This window comes from Dorea sp. BIOML-A1, from assembly GCF_009875615.1.
Lineage (GTDB): Bacteria > Bacillota > Clostridia > Lachnospirales > Lachnospiraceae > Dorea_A > Dorea_A amylophila.
In genome coordinates, this window is record NZ_WWSA01000023.1 from 19,063 (window position 1) to 36,192 (window position 17,130).

The following is a 17,130-nucleotide window of genomic DNA, read 5'->3' on the forward strand; positions in this document are numbered from 1 at the left end:
AAGCTCTTCCTCCTAGTCCTCCGATACATCTTCCGGGAACAGCGCTTCAAATTCTTCCCGGGAAATCTTTTCTTTTTCCAGCAGAAGATCTGCGCATGTATGCAGAACATCGTCATATTTTCTAATGATATGTCTTGCTCTGTCATAACATTCATCAATAATTCTCTTTACTTCCTGGTCGATTACAGTAGCCACACCCTCTCCGTAGCCTCTTGCTGTATGCGCCAGATCACGTCCGATGAACACCTCATTGTTGTCATCATCATAGTTGATCAGCCCGACTGCTTCCGACATACCGAACTTTGTAACCATGGATTTTGCCAGACCGGTTGCCTGTTTGATATCCTGGGATGCACCGGTTGTGATATCATCAAATACTTCTTCTTCGGCTACACGTCCACCGAGTGATACCGTAATATCCTGAAGCATCTTTCCTTTTGTATTAAACATCTCATCCTTTTCCGGAAGCGGCATCGTATATCCTCCCGCACTTCCTGTCGGGATGATCGAGACACTGTATACAGGTCCCACATCCGGGAGTACATGGAACAGGATTGCATGCCCTGCTTCATGAAATGCTGTGATTCTCTTCTCTTTTTCGGAAATGACACGGCTCTTCTTCTCTGCACCGATTCCGACTTTTACAAATGCTTTCTTAATATCATCCTGTTTTAAGAATACTCTGTTATCCTTCGCTGCAAGAATTGCTGCCTCGTTCAGAAGATTTTCCAGATCTGCACCTGTAAATCCTGCTGTTGTCTGCGCGATCTGCTGCAGATTGATCTCCTCACTCAGTGGTTTGCCTTTCGCATGAACCTTAAGGATCTCCTCACGCCCTTTGATATCAGGTCTTCCAACCATAACCTTGCGGTCGAATCGTCCCGGACGAAGGATTGCCGGATCAAGGATGTCTACTCGGTTGGTTGCAGCCATCACGATGATACCTTCATTGACACCAAAACCATCCATCTCTACAAGTAACTGGTTCAGTGTCTGCTCACGCTCGTCATGTCCGCCGCCCATTCCGGTTCCACGGCGTCTTGCAACTGCATCGATCTCATCGATAAAGATGATACAAGGTGCATTCTTCTTAGCCTCCTCGAACAGGTCTCTGACACGGGATGCACCGACACCGACAAACATTTCCACAAAATCCGAACCGGAGATCGTAAAGAACGGAACTCCCGCTTCTCCGGCAACTGCCTTCGCAAGCAGTGTCTTACCGGTTCCCGGAGGGCCTACCAGCAACACGCCTTTCGGGATTCTTGCTCCCACCTGGATATATTTCTTTGGAGATTTCAGGAAATCAACAATCTCCTCCAGTTCCTCTTTCTCTTCTTCCAGACCTGCCACCTGGGCAAATGTCACTTTCTTGTCACGGTCTGTACTCAGTCTTGCACGGCTCTTTCCAAAATTCATTGCTTTCGAATTCGCACCGCCGCCCTGCCGGTTCATCAGACCGAAGAGCAGAAAAACTCCGCCCAGTGTAAGAATAACCGGCAGAAATGTGGTTGCTGCCCAGCTGTCCTGCGGGATATCCGGCATCGTATACTCCACATTCTGTTCTTTCAGATAATCCTGGATCTCGTTAACATCAGAAACATACAGATATCTGATCTTATCGGAATCGTCGTCTCCCTTCAACGTAATCTCTACACGTCCTGTCGGAACACTCTTATTCTGATTCACTTCTACCGACTCGATCTTGTCATTCTGAACCAACTGTTGGAAATTCTTCCAGGTAATCTCTTTTTCTCGTTGATCGAACTGATTGGTAAACCATAGTGCTGCGAACAAAAATATGACAAACACCAGAAATACAGCACCGTTCAGTCCTCTCGCTTTCTTATTATCCAATTTTCAGGCTCCTTTCTTGTGACGCGCCTATTCTACGCCCTCTACTACTCCGATAAACGGAAGGTTTCTATATCTCTGAGCGTAATCCAGACCATATCCCACAACAAATTCGTCCGGGATATTGAATCCGACATAATCTACTTTTACATCTTTTACTCTTCTTTCCGGTTTGTCCAGAAGCGTACAAAGCTTCATACTCTTTGGTTTTCTCTTAGCCAGGATATCCATCAGATAATATAATGTTCTTCCTGAATCAATGATATCCTCTACGATCAGCACATCTTTTCCTTCCAGTGTCTCATCTAAGTCTTTGGCGATCTTAACGACACCGCTTGACTTTGTTCCGTCACCGTAGCTGCTGACACTCATAAAATCCATAGATACCGGAACGGTGATTCTCTTTGCCAGTTCACACATAAAGAATACTCCGCCCTTTAACACGCAGATCAGATGCACCTGCTTTCCCGCATAATCTTTGCTGATCTGTTCTCCAAGTTCTTTGATCCTCTTTGCAACATCCTCTTCAGGAACTAATACTTTAACTGTCTCTGCCATCTTCTTCTCCTCCGTTAAATTCTATTTCCAAAATCCTTTTGGTCTTATCTGTAATCTGATACGCCTGGTTCTGTCTGTATCCGATAATCCACAGAATGTGACTGCCATCTGCTGCCAGCCAGATCTTATCTCTGTCTTCCCGCGGGATCTTCGCATTGATAAAATACTTCTTCAGACTCTGCGTTCCGCCATTTCTGTCGATTGTGATATAGTCACCGGGCTCTTTATGTCTTATTTTTACAGTGCTCTTAATTATATCATAGTCAAACCATTTCGTGTAGGTTTTTTTAGGAAATGCGCCTGTTTCCGCCGTTTGTTCAAACATCCGCATATGCACTCCCGGTTCATTGCCGGCGTCCTCTTTTTCCCCTGTTTTGAGATCTGATCTGTCAAGCAGGATTCCATCATAACATTTTTCCGCTGTCATTTTATAAGGAAGGCTGATCTTTCTTCCGGTCTGAAGCCGTGCCAGATCTTCGATCAGTCTTACATGCACCTGCTCGATATCTTTTCTGCGCCCCGCCAGTTCACATAGCAGCGCATGAATCAGGAACGAACGTACAGTCTTATCGACATCCCGGAATAATTCCTCTTTGATCAGCAGTTCCGGAACGTTTTCACGTTCTTCATACAGATCTTCTGCAGTCCCACACGGCCGCTTTTCCACATATCGCTCCCTGCATTTTTGCACTTCCTGTTCCATAAACGCCCACACTGCACGCATCTGTTCCATCGTCTCGGACATGTGCATGACCGCCTGCGGATTGACCTCTTGTTCGAGATAGGGAATCACATGATTCCGGATCCGGTTTCTCGTATAGTGATCTTCCAGATTCGTCTCATCCGTACAATAACTGATTCCCTTTTCCTGTAAAAATGCTTCAATCTCACATCTCTGCACACAGAGAAGCGGACGGATATACCGGACGGTATCTCCTTCTGCCGGGCTGATACCGCCAAGTCCACGCAGGCCGCATCCGCGGCTTAAGTTCCACAAAAGCGTCTCCGCATTGTCATTTTGGTGATGCGCCAGCGCAATCTTTGTACCGTTTTTCTCTTTGCACACCTTTTCAAATATCTGCCGCCTGATATTCCTGCCCGCCTCTTCCAGCGTCAGGCCCTGTTCTTTTGCATACTGCTCCACATTCTCATGAAATGCCAGATACCTGACCCCGAGTTGTCTGCATAGTGCCTTTACATATCTCTCATCGGCATCTGCACTGTCACCGCGGATCCCATGATGGATATGCACCACCGTCAGTTCCAATGGCATCTCATTTTTAAATTCTTTTAACATGAAAAGAAGGCATACGGAGTCTGCGCCTCCAGATACGCCTGTGATTACATGATCATTCTCCTGTAACATATGGTATTTTTCCACATATGCTTTCACCCGTTGATACATTCCGGCCTTCCTTTTCCTTTATTCTGTCTGTATAAATTCTTCCTGCCCGGTCCTTGATCTTCCACTCACCGGTATGGCAAATATATAAGCTATATATAAATTAAATATATAAAATTTCTTATAGAAAGTCAACTTAAGCCCCATATTCCAATCACCAGCACCGTCATATCATCCATCGGCATCCCGCCGGAACTTTTCAACACCTGACTTAAGATTCCGCGGGCAAATTCCGTCGGATTGACAATATCCGTCTCCCGGATGAATTCCACTAATTTTTCTTCCTGTGAACCTTCAGGCAGGGCATCCATCACGCCATCTGTCACCATGATCACATATTCTCCCGATTCCAGATTCCGCTCTTCCCTGTCCAGTTCTATATTCTGTACAACACCGATCGGAAGTGTCGTCGACTCGATTTTTTCAACTTCTTTCTTCCTCTTAATAAAAGTCGCCGAGGCTCCGGCCTTTACAAATTCACAACTTCCCTGATACAGATCAAACAGACAGACATCCAATGTACAGAACTTCACTTCTTTCCGTCCTGTTACCAGCGCCGTATTCATCATCTGCACCGCTGTCTCTACCGGAAATCCTGCTTCCAGCAGTTCTTCCAGCATCTCCACCACCATTGTACTGTCCCGGAATGCTTCCTCTCCGGAACCCATGCCATCCGAAAGCGCAACTCCTTTGCGTCCGCCCGGAAGATCCTTCATCAGAAACGTATCTCCCGATATCTCTTCCAGTCCTTTTCCGATCCTCGCAACACCCTGCAGTGTCTGGAACTTTGCTCCCTCCATACAGGCAATGGTGCCATATTCTTCTCCGATCACAAGCCTTTCCCCCTGTCTCGGAATCATCGTTCTTCCTATACATTTTCCCACCAGAAACGCAACATCTTTTGCAAGGACGACCCGTCCTTTCATGGCTTTTACCGTCAGATGGACTTCATATTTTCCCTGCTGTGTCATGTAAAACACAACCGAAAGCAGCTTCACATTTTCTTTTTTCAGCGCTGCCTTTATACGCTTCTCCAAATGGTCATCCTGGAAGATCCCGGCATCCAGTTCCCTGGTTGTATACTGTATCATTTTAGCGAAGCTCGTAAGTTGTCTTGCATACCCCTCTCTTGCCTGCACCAGTCTGTGATTCCACATCAGGATCTGCTTGGCATTCTCGAATTCTTCCAGACTCTCTCTTAAAAAACGTGGTGCAAACAGGCACTGTCTCTTCAGCCTGCGTTTTAATTCCATATTCAGTTCTGCGCCATATTCTTCTGCCGCACACAGGATCTCATACATCATCTGATATGTCACCGAGTGCTTTTCTCCCAGACATTCTCCCCGCCGTTCACAGCCTGCACAGACATTCCCTGTCACCTTTTCAAACATTTCATCAATTTCTTCTCTGGACAAGGTTCCTTTGCATGCCTCCATATTCAGAAATGTTTTGGATAAATGCTGCAGTGAATCGGCAAATTTGTCCATCTGTACCACATATGGATTTACAAATATTTCCTGTTCCTTTATCTGTGCCAACTTTGTCGTTCCCCTTTCTTCTGAATACATGACGGAAAAAAGCTTCAGGAATCTCTTCCTGAAGCTTATCATTCGTCTTTTATAGTCTTATTTCGATTTAAAAACAATCTCGTTGTCATGTACCAGACCCAGCTTTTCTTTCGCTACATCTTCTACATATTTATCCGTTCCAACGTATTTTTCCAGTTCTTTAATCTCTTTTTTCCGATCCTGTTCCGCCTGGATCTGCTCTTTTAATTCCGTCTCCTGCGCCTGATACTCCCTGTTCTTTGCCTTTAATGTCATACTGTTTGCAGACACCATAACTGTCAACATAAGAACAACTGCGCTGATCGCCAACACACTTCTCTTATGATTCTGAGAACGCTTGCGCTGCCGTCTTCTGCGGTTTCTCTGCTTTACATCATTCATATTAATTTACTCACCCTTGCCGGCAGCCCTGCCGTTTCACTCACCTGTTAATTATTTTTATTCTATCTTTTTTCCCCGGGTTTTTCAAGTGTTTCGGTAAAAAATCTGCTATGCCGCCGTACAATTTTCCGACAAATTTTCCCCGTAATCGCAAGAAAAACTGACATAATGATCCCGCCGATTCCAACACCTAGTATGAAATACCATCGCACACTACCACTGCTTGTGTAGTAAATCTGCACAAACAAAAAAATCGCGGTTCCGATCCAATAGATCAGATCCTCCAGTTCAATAACCCACTGAGCATGGTGTACCACTTCCCGCAGGCAGCTGATACAACGGTATGCAAGACGTACGATTGCTCCAGCCAGGACCGCCAGCAGAAATATGAACAGTTCTTTTCCTATCCCCATCTTACATTTCACCTTATTTTCCTTATTCCTCATGACATTCCCGGTTCTCCGGCAGATCACCGGAATAACTTTTCAAAAAGACTTCCTGCCTGCTTTGCTGTCGAATGGATATCCGAATATGAGATACTGTCAATGTTTCCCGACAGATCGATCTCTCCCTTTTCAAGATTCACACGGTTCACATGCAGATCCGTTCCTCTCACCATCAGCATTCCCTGCTCTGTCTCCAGCAATATCTCATTCAGATTAAAAGACAGCACATCCAGAACACCTGTCACCAGTCCTGCCTTCCGGTTATTCAATATCAGTTTATGGTTTTTCTGTGCTGCTACCGTCTCCAAAACTATCACAACCTTTCTTACTAATCATATGAAAAGGAAATCGAAATTATGACTTTTCACATAATTATGCAAGAAAGGTTGTGATGATCCCCGCCGCTTTTTCACCGGCCATTAATAAGGTTTATAAATATTTGAAAAGGTCTCCTGCCTCTTCTTTTTTCGTTGTATCTTTAATATCAAGAACTTCTACTTTTACGGTTCTTGTTCCGAACTGGATCTCTATGATATCTCCTTGTTTTACTTTTACAGACGCCTTGGCCGGTTTATCATTTACCAGTACACGGCCGGCATCGCAGGCTTCATTCGCAACCGTCCGGCGTTTGATCAATCTGGATACTTTTAAAAATTTGTCTAATCTCATCTATCTGTTCTCCTGTATACTTTACTGTCAGCCGGTTCTTTCGAACGCATAATGCTAAAAAACCGAAGAGTATCAGGACACTCTCCGGCATAAATCCTTTCGGATAAATATTACAAATTCAGACTACTCGTTGATAGCATCTTTTAATGCTTTACCAGCTTTGAACTTTGGTGCTTTGCAAGCTGCAATCTTCATAGTCTCGCCTGTCTGAGGATTTCTTCCTTCTCTCTCAGCTCTCATGCTTACTTCAAAAGTACCAAATCCAACAACCTGTACTTTATGCTCTTTCTTTAATTCATCTGTTACAACATCAACGAATGCTTTTAAAGCTTTCTCGGAATCTTTCTTTGATAATTCTGCCTGGTCAGCGATTGCTGCGATCAGTTCTGTTTTGTTCATGGATATATCCTCCTCTTATTTACATTTAGAATTCACAATTTCGATTCTTTTTATACAAAGTCACTGTCCATACCCCGTCATATGACATGCCTTTATGTACTGTTATACCTGTTTTCATACGGAATGTCAAGGTAAATCCCCTGTTTTCCCTGTATTTTCAAGGTTTTCCGGCATTTTCAGGTGCCCTCAGAGTTCAAATCCAAACAGCTCTTTTAAAAACATTTTTTTCTCTTCTGTCTGCTTTATTGCAGTCTTTAGTTTCTCTGTATTTTTTACCGATATCCACGCTTTATTCATGCAATAGTATGAATTTGCAATTTTCCAGAACTTTTCCGGATAAATCAGACGGATTTTCAAATATTCTGTTTCGCTTCTGGTAAGTGGGTGGATTGCAGAATACGCATTCAGCATGCCATCTCCGAGCCGGAGCTTCCACCCGCTTTTCTCCATTACTTTTCTGAGAAAATAGTACAGATCCTCTACCTGGATATCCCGATGGAATTTTTCAAAATTCATTGTCGCGATTCCTTCTCTTGTCATGATGATATTATGGTAATTATACTCTCCGTGCGTCATACCGGAACGGTTCATCTCTTCCTGATACAATTGTTCATAATCCGACTGTTCCAGTTCACACACCGCAGCTTCTGCCCACTGATACATCAGTTCAAACTGTTGCAAAAATGCAAATTCAAATTCCCCTTTCGGGACAGCTTTTCTGACAAACTGCCGTACTTTTTTTAACTCCCGGTTATGCCGTCTGTATTTTTCACCGGTCTTAATCCCTTCTGTAATCCCATACTCCAGTTCATGCCTCATAACAGTATGTAATTTCGCCAGATTCCCGGCCGCTTCTAATATTTCCCTGGTCTTTTTTATGTCGCATTCACGGCCTGCATACCATTTTTTCAGCATATACCGGTCACCATTATCCAACGAAGAGATATATTCACCGTTCCGGTTCGCTATCATATAATCGATCTGATGCTCTCCTTGTTCATAAAGCCATGTATAAAGTTCGCATAACGCAGGGATTCTTTTTTCGGATGTTGTAACTTCCTTCAAAAGGAATACCCCTTTGTTCGTTTCGCATAAAACAGCACCTCTGACTTTACGGGTGCTGTTTACTTCTATATCATATTGTTCCAGTATTTTTTGTTCAAATTCCTGCATTTATATTCCCCGCACTTTACACTTGATATTCTTTTTAAATGTATGTGGGAAATATAAAAAATATTCACTGCTGTTATACTTCTTTATCCGTGGAAATATAATTCAACAGGGTCTCTTTCGTATTCATTTCCGGATTCTCGATCACAAGGTTCAATAATTCGTTTAACTTTTCCCCGATCTCTTTTCCCGGCTTCATTCCTGCCCGGATCAGATCTCTGCCGGTCACAGCTAATTCTTTTAACGATACACACTGCCCTTTTTCTATAATCTCTGCATATGTCTGTTCTACTTCATCCAGATTTTTTAATTTTTCTGCCCTCCGGTACTCACTTTGCGCCAAAACATCTGCTCTTCTGACTTCCATATAATATGGGAAAATATCTTCGCCGATCTTATTCATTGCTCTTCTGACATTCTTCGGCACGGCCGGCATGCGGTAATCATGATTCAGCACGAGCCTTGTAACTTTATGCAGTGTATCATTATCGAATTTTAATCTCCGGAGTACTTCTTTCGCAATGCGCTCACTTCCCAATGCATGCATTTTAAAATGCGCAACGCCGTCTTCATCCATAGTTTTGTATTCCGGTTTTCCTGTATCGTGCAGTAACATTGTCAATCTTAAGATCTTATCATTGCGGACATTCATCATCGCATGAATGGTATGTTCCCCGACGGTATACATATGATGCGGTGTCTCCTGCTCTGTCTCCATCATCCGGTCAAATTCCGGCAAAAATATCTTCGTAATTCCAAGTTCATAGGCAGTTCTTATCAGTTCTGGCCGGTCAGATGTCAGCATCTTCACCAGCTCTACCTGTATCCTCTCCGCACTGATATTTTCGAGTGTCGGTGCAAGAAGCCTCATTCCTTCTTTCGTCTCCTCATCGATCTCAAATCCCAGCTGCGCTGCGAACCTGACACCTCTTAAAATCCGGAGTGCATCTTCCGAGAACCGTTCCTTGGCATTTCCCACGCAATGGATCATATGCTTTTCCAGATCCTGCATTCCTCCAAAGATATCTACAATCCCATCCTTGTCATTGTATGCCATAGCATTGATCGTAAAGTCTCGTCTGAGCAGGTCTTCTTTCAGATTTCTTGTAAATGTGACTTCTTTCGGATGTCTGCTGTCTTCGTATTTTCCATCGATTCTGTACGTCGTAACTTCGTATCCCTCATGATTCAAAAGTACGGTTATCGTTCCATGCTCAATTCCCGTATCAAATGTTTTGTCAAATAATGCCTTTGTCTCTTCCGGCATTGCTGATGTTGTAATATCCCAGTCGCCCGGTTCTCTGCCAAGGATGGAATCTCTGACACATCCTCCGACTGCGTATGCTTCAAATCCATGCAACTGTAAGGTATGAATGATAAACTGTACATCATCCGGTAATTTTATATTAAAGTTATTCACAAATATTTCCTCCGTTTATCCACGTTATCAACATTCTATATCATACCATATTTTTGCCGGTGGCTGTTGATAAAAAATGGACGGTAGATTCCTAAAATCCACCGTCCATTACTTATAATCTCTTTATTCTTAGTATGATTTTCCCCAGTAAGCCATGTGTTTCGCAGGTTTTCCGCAATAGATACATTTATCGGAAATAAACTCTTCATCTTCGATCAGACATCTTGTTGCAGCTCCGCCTGTCTGATATTTTACTTCGCCCTCACATTCCGGATCTCCACACCAGCATGCTTTTACGAATCCGCGATTGGCTTTGAACTTCTCAACCATTTCATCCATTGTAGTAGCTGTATCGATATGGCTGTTCAGGAATTCTTCTGCTCTGTTGTACATATCCTGCTGCTCCTGCTCTAAGATCTCGCGCAGTTTTACTGCGATCTCATCGAGAGATACAACAATCTTTTCACGGTTATCACGACGTACAACAACAACCTGGTTCTTCTCGATATCCTTTGGTCCGATCTCGATACGTGTTGGGATACCAAGGATCTCCTGCTCAGAGAATTTCCATCCTGTACTCTTATCAGAATCATCGATCTTCACTCTGTATCCTGCTTTTTTCAGTTCGTCAAGCAGTGCATAAGATCTGTCAAGTACACCTTCTTTGTGCTGGGCGATTGGGATGATTCTACATTCAACCGGTGCTACGTGTGGTGGCAGTACCAGTCCGTCATCGTCACCGTGAACCATGATCAGAGCTCCGATACTTCTTGTTGACCATCCCCATGATGTCTCATACGCACTGTGCAGTTCGTTGTTCTTATCTACATATTTGATTCCGAATGCATCCGGGAATCCGTTTCCGAAGAAATGGCTTGTCGCAGACTGAAGTGCTTTTCCGTCATGCATCAGTGCTTCGATCGTGTATGTGTCTTCTGCTCCGGCGAATTTCTCGTGTTCTGCCTTTCTTCCTGCTACGAATGGGATAGCCATTGTCTCTTTATAGCAATCCTTATAAACTTCCCACATCTGGATTGTTCTTTCTTCAGCTTCTTCATATGTTGCATGAAGTGTGTGACCTTCCTGCCATAAGAATTCTCTTGAACGAAGGAATGGTCTTGTTGTCTTCTCCCAACGGAGAACGGAGTTCCACTGGTTCCATACCTTTGGAAGATCTCTGTATGATTTTACTGTTTTAGCCCAGAGGTCACAGAACAGTGTCTCTGATGTAGGGCGTACACATAATCTTTCCTGCAGTCTTTCCATTCCCCCGTGTGTTACCCATGCAACTTCCGGTGCGAATCCTTCTACGTGATCAGCTTCTTTTTCCAGAAGTGATTCCGGAATCAGTACTGGCAGGTATACATTCTCAACTCCTGTTTCTTTAAAACGTCTATCCAGATCTGACTGGATCAGTTCCCAGATCGCATAACCATTCGGTAAGTAGTTCATGCATCCTTTTACGCTTGAATAATCACAAAGATTTGCTTCACGTACAACGTCTGTGTACCACTGTGCGAAATCTTCGTCACGAGATGTAATGTTTTTGACTAATTTTTCCTTTGCCATGTTTCTCTTCTCCTTTTCAATTTTGGTGGAATCCTTATTCCACGTTATTTTTTTGCCGGGAGTTCCGCAACCTGGCACAAAAAACGCCGGGCCTTTCGACTCCCCGAAAAAGGGACCGAAAAGCTCGGCGGTACCACCCTAGTTAACTGCGACCCTTTCGCAGCTCTCTTCATTGGCCGTTAACGCCGGCTGACACGCTGCACTTTCATACAGTGGCTCCAGGACCGGTTCCATGTGATGAACAGCAGATATCTCACACCATATGATATCCTCTCTGCAGCTGGATTCTCATGTACTAATTCCCTTCATCGCCATAAAAAATATTGAATTGTCAATTATTTTAATCCATGAGGTATGTTTTGTCAAGATATTATCCCTGCTTCTGCCAGTACTTTCCCGCTCAATTATGTTTTCCTCTTTTCTCCCCAACTTCTTGCAGTTTTTTCCCCTCCATGATTTAATAAGTATAACATTTGTTTTAACAAAGGAGAAGTATATGGCTACTTTAAATATATTATATGAAGACCCGCACATTTTAGTCTGTGTCAAGCCACACGGCATCGCAACCCAGAGCAAAAGTATCCGTTACCCAGACATGGTCAGCCTGATCAAAAACCATCTGGCGAAATCCAGTGGTTCCAGGAACCCCGGCTCAGCTGAGCCTTACCTTGCCGTCATCCACAGACTGGACCAGCCGGTCGCCGGAATCCTTGTCTTTGCTAAGACTCCGGCTGCTGCAAAAGATCTGAATAAACAATTACAGAATCAGGGATTCGGGAAATATTACCGGGCACTTGTTGCCAATACACCTTCAACAAAAGAAGGAACACTTAAGAATTATATGGTCAAAGATGCCAGAACAAACACTTCCCGTATCTGTTCTGCAAAGGAAAACGGATCAAAAATTGCACGGCTGCATTATGATACAGTTCCTGTTACGGACTGGCTGTTTACCGCACCTGCTGCTTTCCACGGAACTGAGCTGGAAATCCATCTGGATACCGGCCGCCATCATCAGATCCGTGTACAACTCGCATCTGTCGGTTGTCCGATTGTTGGAGATACCAAATATAATCAGGAACTTTCTGACACCACGGGCTGGCAGACAATCCGGCTGTGTGCTTATAAACTAGATTTTAAACACCCAATTACACATAAGACTATGCATTTTCAGTTAGCAAATGATCCTGTGTAATTTTTACCGATAAAAAATAACTGTCATAAGACATTTTTAAACAAACTGCTGACAGCTTGTTCTGACACACAACATTCAAAAAAGGAGCAGGAAATTCCTGCTCCTTTTTTCGCCGATACATATACCATCTATGCTTCTGCTGCATCCTCTGCCAGTGCTTCTTCATATTTCTCAAGGATGAAATTCTGAATGCGCTCTCTTGTTCTTGAATTGATCGGATGTGCAATATCTCTATATTCCCCATCCACAGCTTTCTTGCTAGGCATTGCAATAAAGAGTCCCTTTTCTCCTTCAATCACCTTAATGTCATGTACCACAAATTCCTCATCCATGGTAATGGAAACGACAGCTTTCAGCTTGCCCTCCTTTGCTACTTTACGCACGCGTACATCTGTAATCTGCATTTTTCTAGCCCCTTTCTTCTAGCCTTTGCACCATTTTCTCTTAAAGTGCATACCTCTCATTTTTTTCTACGACTACTCTCACACCATTTTCACCAACATAACGTGTATTTGCCCGAATCGTATCTCTGCTTTCCACAATGCAATTCTCAATATATACATTATCTCCGAGATAGACATCATTCAAAATAATGGAATTCTTAATGACACAGTTGTTCCCCACGAATGTCTTCTTGAAAAGAATCGAATTCTCGACTGTTCCATTAATAATGCTTCCGCTTGCCACAAGACTGTTCTTAACCATGGATCCCGGATTATACTTTGCCGGCGGCAGATCACTGACCTTAGAATAGATGCTCGGCTGTGTCCGGAAGAAATACTCCCGTACTTCTGGCTTCAGGAAATCCATATTTGTCTGATAATATGCATCCACTGTTGAAATGTTGCTCCAGTAATCTTTTATTTTATAACCGTAGATTTTCTTCAGATTCTTATACCTGATGAGAATATCGGTCACAAAATCATGTCTGTCATCTTCTGCGCAACGTTCGATCAGATCGATCAGCTGGCGTCTTCTGATTACATAGATACCCGTTGATACAATCTGTGACTGTGCCACCATCGGCTTCTCTTCGAATTCTTCAATGCGCATAGAATCATTCATTTTGATTGTTCCGAAACGACTCGCATCTTCGTTCGGACCAAGTTCTTTACAAACAACTGTAATATCTGCTTTCTTTGCAATATGATATTCCAGCACTTTGTTATAATCCATCTTATATACTGCATCACCTGATGTAATAATAACATAAGGTTCATGACAACGTTTTAAGAAATCCAGATTCTGGTATATCGCATCTGCCGTTCCGCGATACCAGTATCCGTTCTCCGCTGTGATCGTCGGGGTAAATACATAAAGTCCCCCTTGTTTTCTTCCGAAATCCCACCATTTTGAGGAATTCAGATGTTCATTCAGTGAACGTGCATTGTACTGCGTCAGAACTGCCACCTTCTGAATATGAGAGTTTGACATATTGCTGAGCGCAAAGTCAATTGCTCTGTAGCTTCCTGCGATCGGCATCGCCGCTACTGCTCTCTTATGTGTCAGTTCACGCATCTTGTTGCTGTTACCACCTGCTAAAATAATTCCAACTGCTCTCATGCCTGTCCACCTGCCTTTATCAATGTTTCGCCACTTTCCAGTACTCCATCCGGGTAATCTTCTTTGGATGTTACGCCACTGACAGCAGTATTCTTTCCAATCTGTACGCCATCCGGTATCACGGATTTTTCACCCACAGCAACCAGTCCAAAGGAATAGATCGCCGGTTTTAATTTGTTCGGCACATCGCTTCCGATACCAAATGTAACATTATCTCCGACAACACAATTTTCAGCAATGATCGCCTTATCTACCACGCAATTCTTTCCAATTCTGGCGTCTTTCATAATAATAGAATCCTTGATAACAGAACCTTCTCCTATAATAACGCCGGATCCTATAATACTGTTATGTACCTCTCCATACACTTCTGCCCCGTTACAGATAATGCTTCTTTCTATCACAGACTGTGCGGAAATATACTGTGGCGGCAGGATCTCACTGTTGGTATATATCTTCCAGAATTCTTCATACAAATTAAATTCCGGAATAATATCGATCAGTTCCATATTGGCCTCCCAATATGATCCCAATGTTCCTACATCTTTCCAATATCCGTTATATTCATATGCAAATAATCTCTCGCCTTTATTGTGACAATACGGAATGATATGTTTTCCAAAATCACATCCAGGCTCGTCCTTCAATGTCTCAAGCGCTTCCTTCAACGCTTTCCATGAGAAAATGTAAATTCCCATGGATGCCAGGTTACTCTTCGGCTCTGCCGGCTTTTCCTGGAACTCCTGAATTCTTCCATCCTCGTCTGCAATAACGATTCCAAAACGGCTCGCCTCTTCCATCGGTACAGGCATTGTCGCAATCGTTACATCGGCATTATGTGCCTTATGATAATCCAGCATCACCTCATAATCCATCTTATAAATATGATCTCCCGATAAGATCAGAACATAATCCGGATCAAACTGCTCCATATAATCCAGGTTCTGATAAATCGCATTCGCAGTTCCGGAGTACCATTCACTGCTTCCACTTCTCTCATATGGCGGAAGCACTGTTACGCCTCCGTAATTCCTGTCAAGATCCCATGGAATACCAATCCCTATATGTGCATTCAACCTTAATGGCTGGTACTGTGTCAATACACCTACCGTATCGATTCCTGAATTAATGCAGTTGCTGAGTGGAAAGTCAATAATGCGGTACTTACCACCAAATGCAACGGCAGGCTTTGCAACTTTTGCTGTGAGAACTCCAAGTCTGCTGCCTTGTCCTCCTGCCAGCAACATTGCTATCATTTCCTTTTTCCTCATGTCATCACCCCTTCTCAGTAGTCTTGCTTTTTTTATTATATCATACTTCCTCCCATGTTGCTAACAATTTTTACAATTTTTCAAACATTTCCGCAATCTTTTTGTTAAATTATTACAAAAACTTACGGGTTGGATTTTTTTTGATATATGTTTATAATAATATGAAGAACATGTAGTTTTTATGATGATATTTTTACCAAAATGAACATAAAGGATGGTATATTATGTATAAAATTAATTTTGAAACCCCTATACACGTACACTTTATCGGAATCGGCGGAATCAGCATGAGCGGTCTTGCAGAGATTCTTTTAAAAGAAGGCTTCACTATTTCCGGATCCGATAATAAAGAATCTGCCCTTACAGATCACCTTGAGCAGATGGGTGCAAAGGTATTCTACGGACAGAAAGCTTCTAATATCATTCCCGGTATTGATGTAGTTGTATACACAGCAGCTATCCATCCGGATAACGAAGAATATGCCGAAGCAGTAAGACAGAAGCTTCCTATGCTGACCCGTGCGGAATTACTCGGACAGTTGATGACAAACTATGATATGCCGATCGCAATCTCAGGTACTCACGGAAAGACAACCACAACTTCGATGCTTTCACACATTCTCCTCGCCGGAGAATTGGACCCTACGATTTCCGTAGGCGGAATCCTGAAAGCCATCGGCGGAAATATCCGTGTGGGCGACTCTGAATACTTTGTTACCGAAGCATGCGAATACACGAACAGTTTCCTGCATTTCTTCCCGAAGATCGGTGTGATCCTGAATATTGACGAAGATCATCTGGATTTCTTCAAGGATCTGGCTGATATCCGTAATTCCTTCCATCGTTTCGCTAAATTACTTCCGAAGGACGGAACCCTAGTCATCAATGATAACATTCCTGATCTGGAAGAGATCACTGCAGACCTTGACTGCCGTGTGATCCGTTACGGCAACGACAGCTCCCTTGACTACAGTGCAACCAACATTCTCCACGACAAGAAGGGTGAAGCTTCCTTTGACCTGATAAAATCCGGGGAATTTATCGACCGAATCTCCTTATCTGTCAACGGAGACCACAATGTATCCAATGCATTGTCTGCAATCGCAGTCGCTGATCTTCTCGGAGTTCCTTTCAGCAAGATCAAAGAAGGTCTGAAGTCCTTCCACGGCACTGACCGTCGTTTTGAATACAAAGGTGAAGTCAACGGATTTACGATCATCGATGATTATGCACACCATCCGACAGAGATCAACGCTACGTTAACAGCAGCAAAGGAATATCCGCACAAAGAAGTCTGGTGTATCTTCCAGCCGCATACTTATACACGTACCAAAGCGTTATTCCCTGAGTTCGTAGATGCCCTGACACATGCCGACCATGTGATCCTCGCAGACATCTATGCAGCCCGTGAGACAGATACTCTGGGCATGTCCTCTGAGATGATCGCAGAAGAATTAAAGAAAAAAGGATGCGATGCTTACTATTTCCCAAGCTTCGAAGAGATTGAATCTTTCTGTCTGGACAGATGCCAGAAAGGGGATGTGTTGATAACTATGGGAGCTGGAAACGTTGTAAACATTGGGGAAAACCTGCTTAACCGCTAGTTATCCACATTATCCACACAATTTTATCCACAAAAAAGTCGGATTTCGGCTCAAAAATTTC

17 protein-coding genes and 1 other annotated feature are annotated in these 17,130 nt (G+C 43.3%); of the genes, 2 read left to right on the forward strand and 15 right to left on the reverse strand.

The genetic code is table 11. The annotated features are described in order from the left end of the window. Positions 1 to 12 precede the first annotated feature (12 nt). The 12 genes from ftsH to proS form a co-directional block, all read right to left on the reverse strand. The gene (gene ftsH, locus GT508_RS09810; protein WP_161144128.1) at positions 13 to 1,857 is read right to left on the reverse strand and encodes an ATP-dependent zinc metalloprotease FtsH; all 1,845 of its coding nucleotides are present in this window, start codon (positions 1,855 to 1,857) and stop codon (positions 13 to 15) included. Positions 1,858 to 1,884: 27 nt separating this feature from the next. Beyond that, positions 1,885 to 2,412: a hypoxanthine phosphoribosyltransferase gene (gene hpt, locus GT508_RS09815; RefSeq protein WP_161144129.1), complete on the reverse strand. Its 528-nt coding sequence runs from the start codon at positions 2,410 to 2,412 to the stop codon at positions 1,885 to 1,887. Then, a complete protein-coding gene (gene tilS, locus GT508_RS09820; RefSeq protein WP_161144130.1) occupies positions 2,396 to 3,817 on the reverse strand; it encodes a tRNA lysidine(34) synthetase TilS in 1,422 nt (473 codons plus the stop codon). Before tilS ends, hpt begins: the two co-directional genes overlap by 17 nt. A gap of 128 nt (positions 3,818 to 3,945) precedes the next feature. After that, positions 3,946 to 5,352 carry a SpoIIE family protein phosphatase gene (locus GT508_RS09825; RefSeq protein WP_161144131.1) on the reverse strand — a complete coding sequence of 469 codons (1,407 nt, stop codon included), beginning with the start codon at positions 5,350 to 5,352 and terminating at the stop codon, positions 3,946 to 3,948. Between the two features lie 87 nt (positions 5,353 to 5,439). Continuing rightward, positions 5,440 to 5,763 carry a septum formation initiator family protein gene (locus GT508_RS09830; protein ID WP_028087652.1) on the reverse strand — a complete coding sequence of 108 codons (324 nt, stop codon included), beginning with the start codon at positions 5,761 to 5,763 and terminating at the stop codon, positions 5,440 to 5,442. 62 nt (positions 5,764 to 5,825) lie between these two features. Continuing rightward, the gene (yabQ, locus tag GT508_RS09835) at positions 5,826 to 6,176 is read right to left on the reverse strand and encodes a spore cortex biosynthesis protein YabQ (protein ID WP_161144132.1); all 351 of its coding nucleotides are present in this window, start codon (positions 6,174 to 6,176) and stop codon (positions 5,826 to 5,828) included. Between the two features lie 56 nt (positions 6,177 to 6,232). Then, positions 6,233 to 6,517 (reverse strand): sporulation protein YabP, encoded by a 285-nt coding sequence (gene yabP / locus GT508_RS09840; protein WP_117598261.1) that lies wholly within the window; start codon positions 6,515 to 6,517, stop codon positions 6,233 to 6,235. Positions 6,518 to 6,638: 121 nt separating this feature from the next. Continuing rightward, positions 6,639 to 6,878, reverse strand: a complete 240-nt coding sequence (locus GT508_RS09845) for an RNA-binding S4 domain-containing protein (protein ID WP_055284728.1) — start codon at positions 6,876 to 6,878, stop codon at positions 6,639 to 6,641. A 123-nt stretch (positions 6,879 to 7,001) separates the two neighbouring features. Beyond that, entirely contained in the window at positions 7,002 to 7,277 is a 276-nt protein-coding gene (locus GT508_RS09850) for an HU family DNA-binding protein (RefSeq protein ID WP_028087656.1), read from the reverse strand. A 186-nt stretch (positions 7,278 to 7,463) separates the two neighbouring features. Continuing rightward, positions 7,464 to 8,450: a CotS family spore coat protein gene (locus GT508_RS09855; RefSeq protein WP_117598262.1), complete on the reverse strand. Its 987-nt coding sequence runs from the start codon at positions 8,448 to 8,450 to the stop codon at positions 7,464 to 7,466. 73 nt (positions 8,451 to 8,523) lie between these two features. After that, positions 8,524 to 9,867: a CCA tRNA nucleotidyltransferase gene (locus GT508_RS09860; RefSeq protein ID WP_161144133.1), complete on the reverse strand. Its 1,344-nt coding sequence runs from the start codon at positions 9,865 to 9,867 to the stop codon at positions 8,524 to 8,526. Positions 9,868 to 9,996: 129 nt separating this feature from the next. Next, a complete protein-coding gene (gene proS, locus GT508_RS09865) occupies positions 9,997 to 11,436 on the reverse strand; it encodes a proline--tRNA ligase (RefSeq protein WP_117598264.1) in 1,440 nt (479 codons plus the stop codon). A 107-nt stretch (positions 11,437 to 11,543) separates the two neighbouring features. Continuing rightward, positions 11,544 to 11,754 (reverse strand) — a binding site (T-box leader). Between the two features lie 178 nt (positions 11,755 to 11,932). Between proS and GT508_RS09870 the strand changes: the two genes are divergently transcribed. Further along, positions 11,933 to 12,631, forward strand: a complete 699-nt coding sequence (locus GT508_RS09870) for an RluA family pseudouridine synthase (protein ID WP_161144134.1) — start codon at positions 11,933 to 11,935, stop codon at positions 12,629 to 12,631. Positions 12,632 to 12,759: 128 nt separating this feature from the next. Here GT508_RS09870 and spoVG read toward each other — a convergent pair whose 3' ends face one another. The 3 genes from spoVG to GT508_RS09885 are packed head-to-tail and all read right to left on the reverse strand — an operon-like array spanning position 12,760 to position 15,465. Then, positions 12,760 to 13,035 carry a septation regulator SpoVG gene (spoVG, locus tag GT508_RS09875; protein WP_028088346.1) on the reverse strand — a complete coding sequence of 92 codons (276 nt, stop codon included), beginning with the start codon at positions 13,033 to 13,035 and terminating at the stop codon, positions 12,760 to 12,762. A 40-nt stretch (positions 13,036 to 13,075) separates the two neighbouring features. Beyond that, a complete protein-coding gene (glgD, locus tag GT508_RS09880; RefSeq protein WP_055284739.1) occupies positions 13,076 to 14,194 on the reverse strand; it encodes a glucose-1-phosphate adenylyltransferase subunit GlgD in 1,119 nt (372 codons plus the stop codon). Next, on the reverse strand, positions 14,191 to 15,465 hold the full coding sequence (locus GT508_RS09885; protein WP_055284741.1) for a glucose-1-phosphate adenylyltransferase: 1,275 nt from the start codon (positions 15,463 to 15,465) through the stop codon (positions 14,191 to 14,193). The genes glgD and GT508_RS09885 overlap by 4 nt, the downstream gene beginning before the upstream one ends. A gap of 224 nt (positions 15,466 to 15,689) precedes the next feature. Between GT508_RS09885 and murC the strand changes: the two genes are divergently transcribed. Beyond that, positions 15,690 to 17,069: a UDP-N-acetylmuramate--L-alanine ligase gene (murC, locus tag GT508_RS09890; protein WP_055284743.1), complete on the forward strand. Its 1,380-nt coding sequence runs from the start codon at positions 15,690 to 15,692 to the stop codon at positions 17,067 to 17,069. Positions 17,070 to 17,130 lie beyond the last annotated feature (61 nt).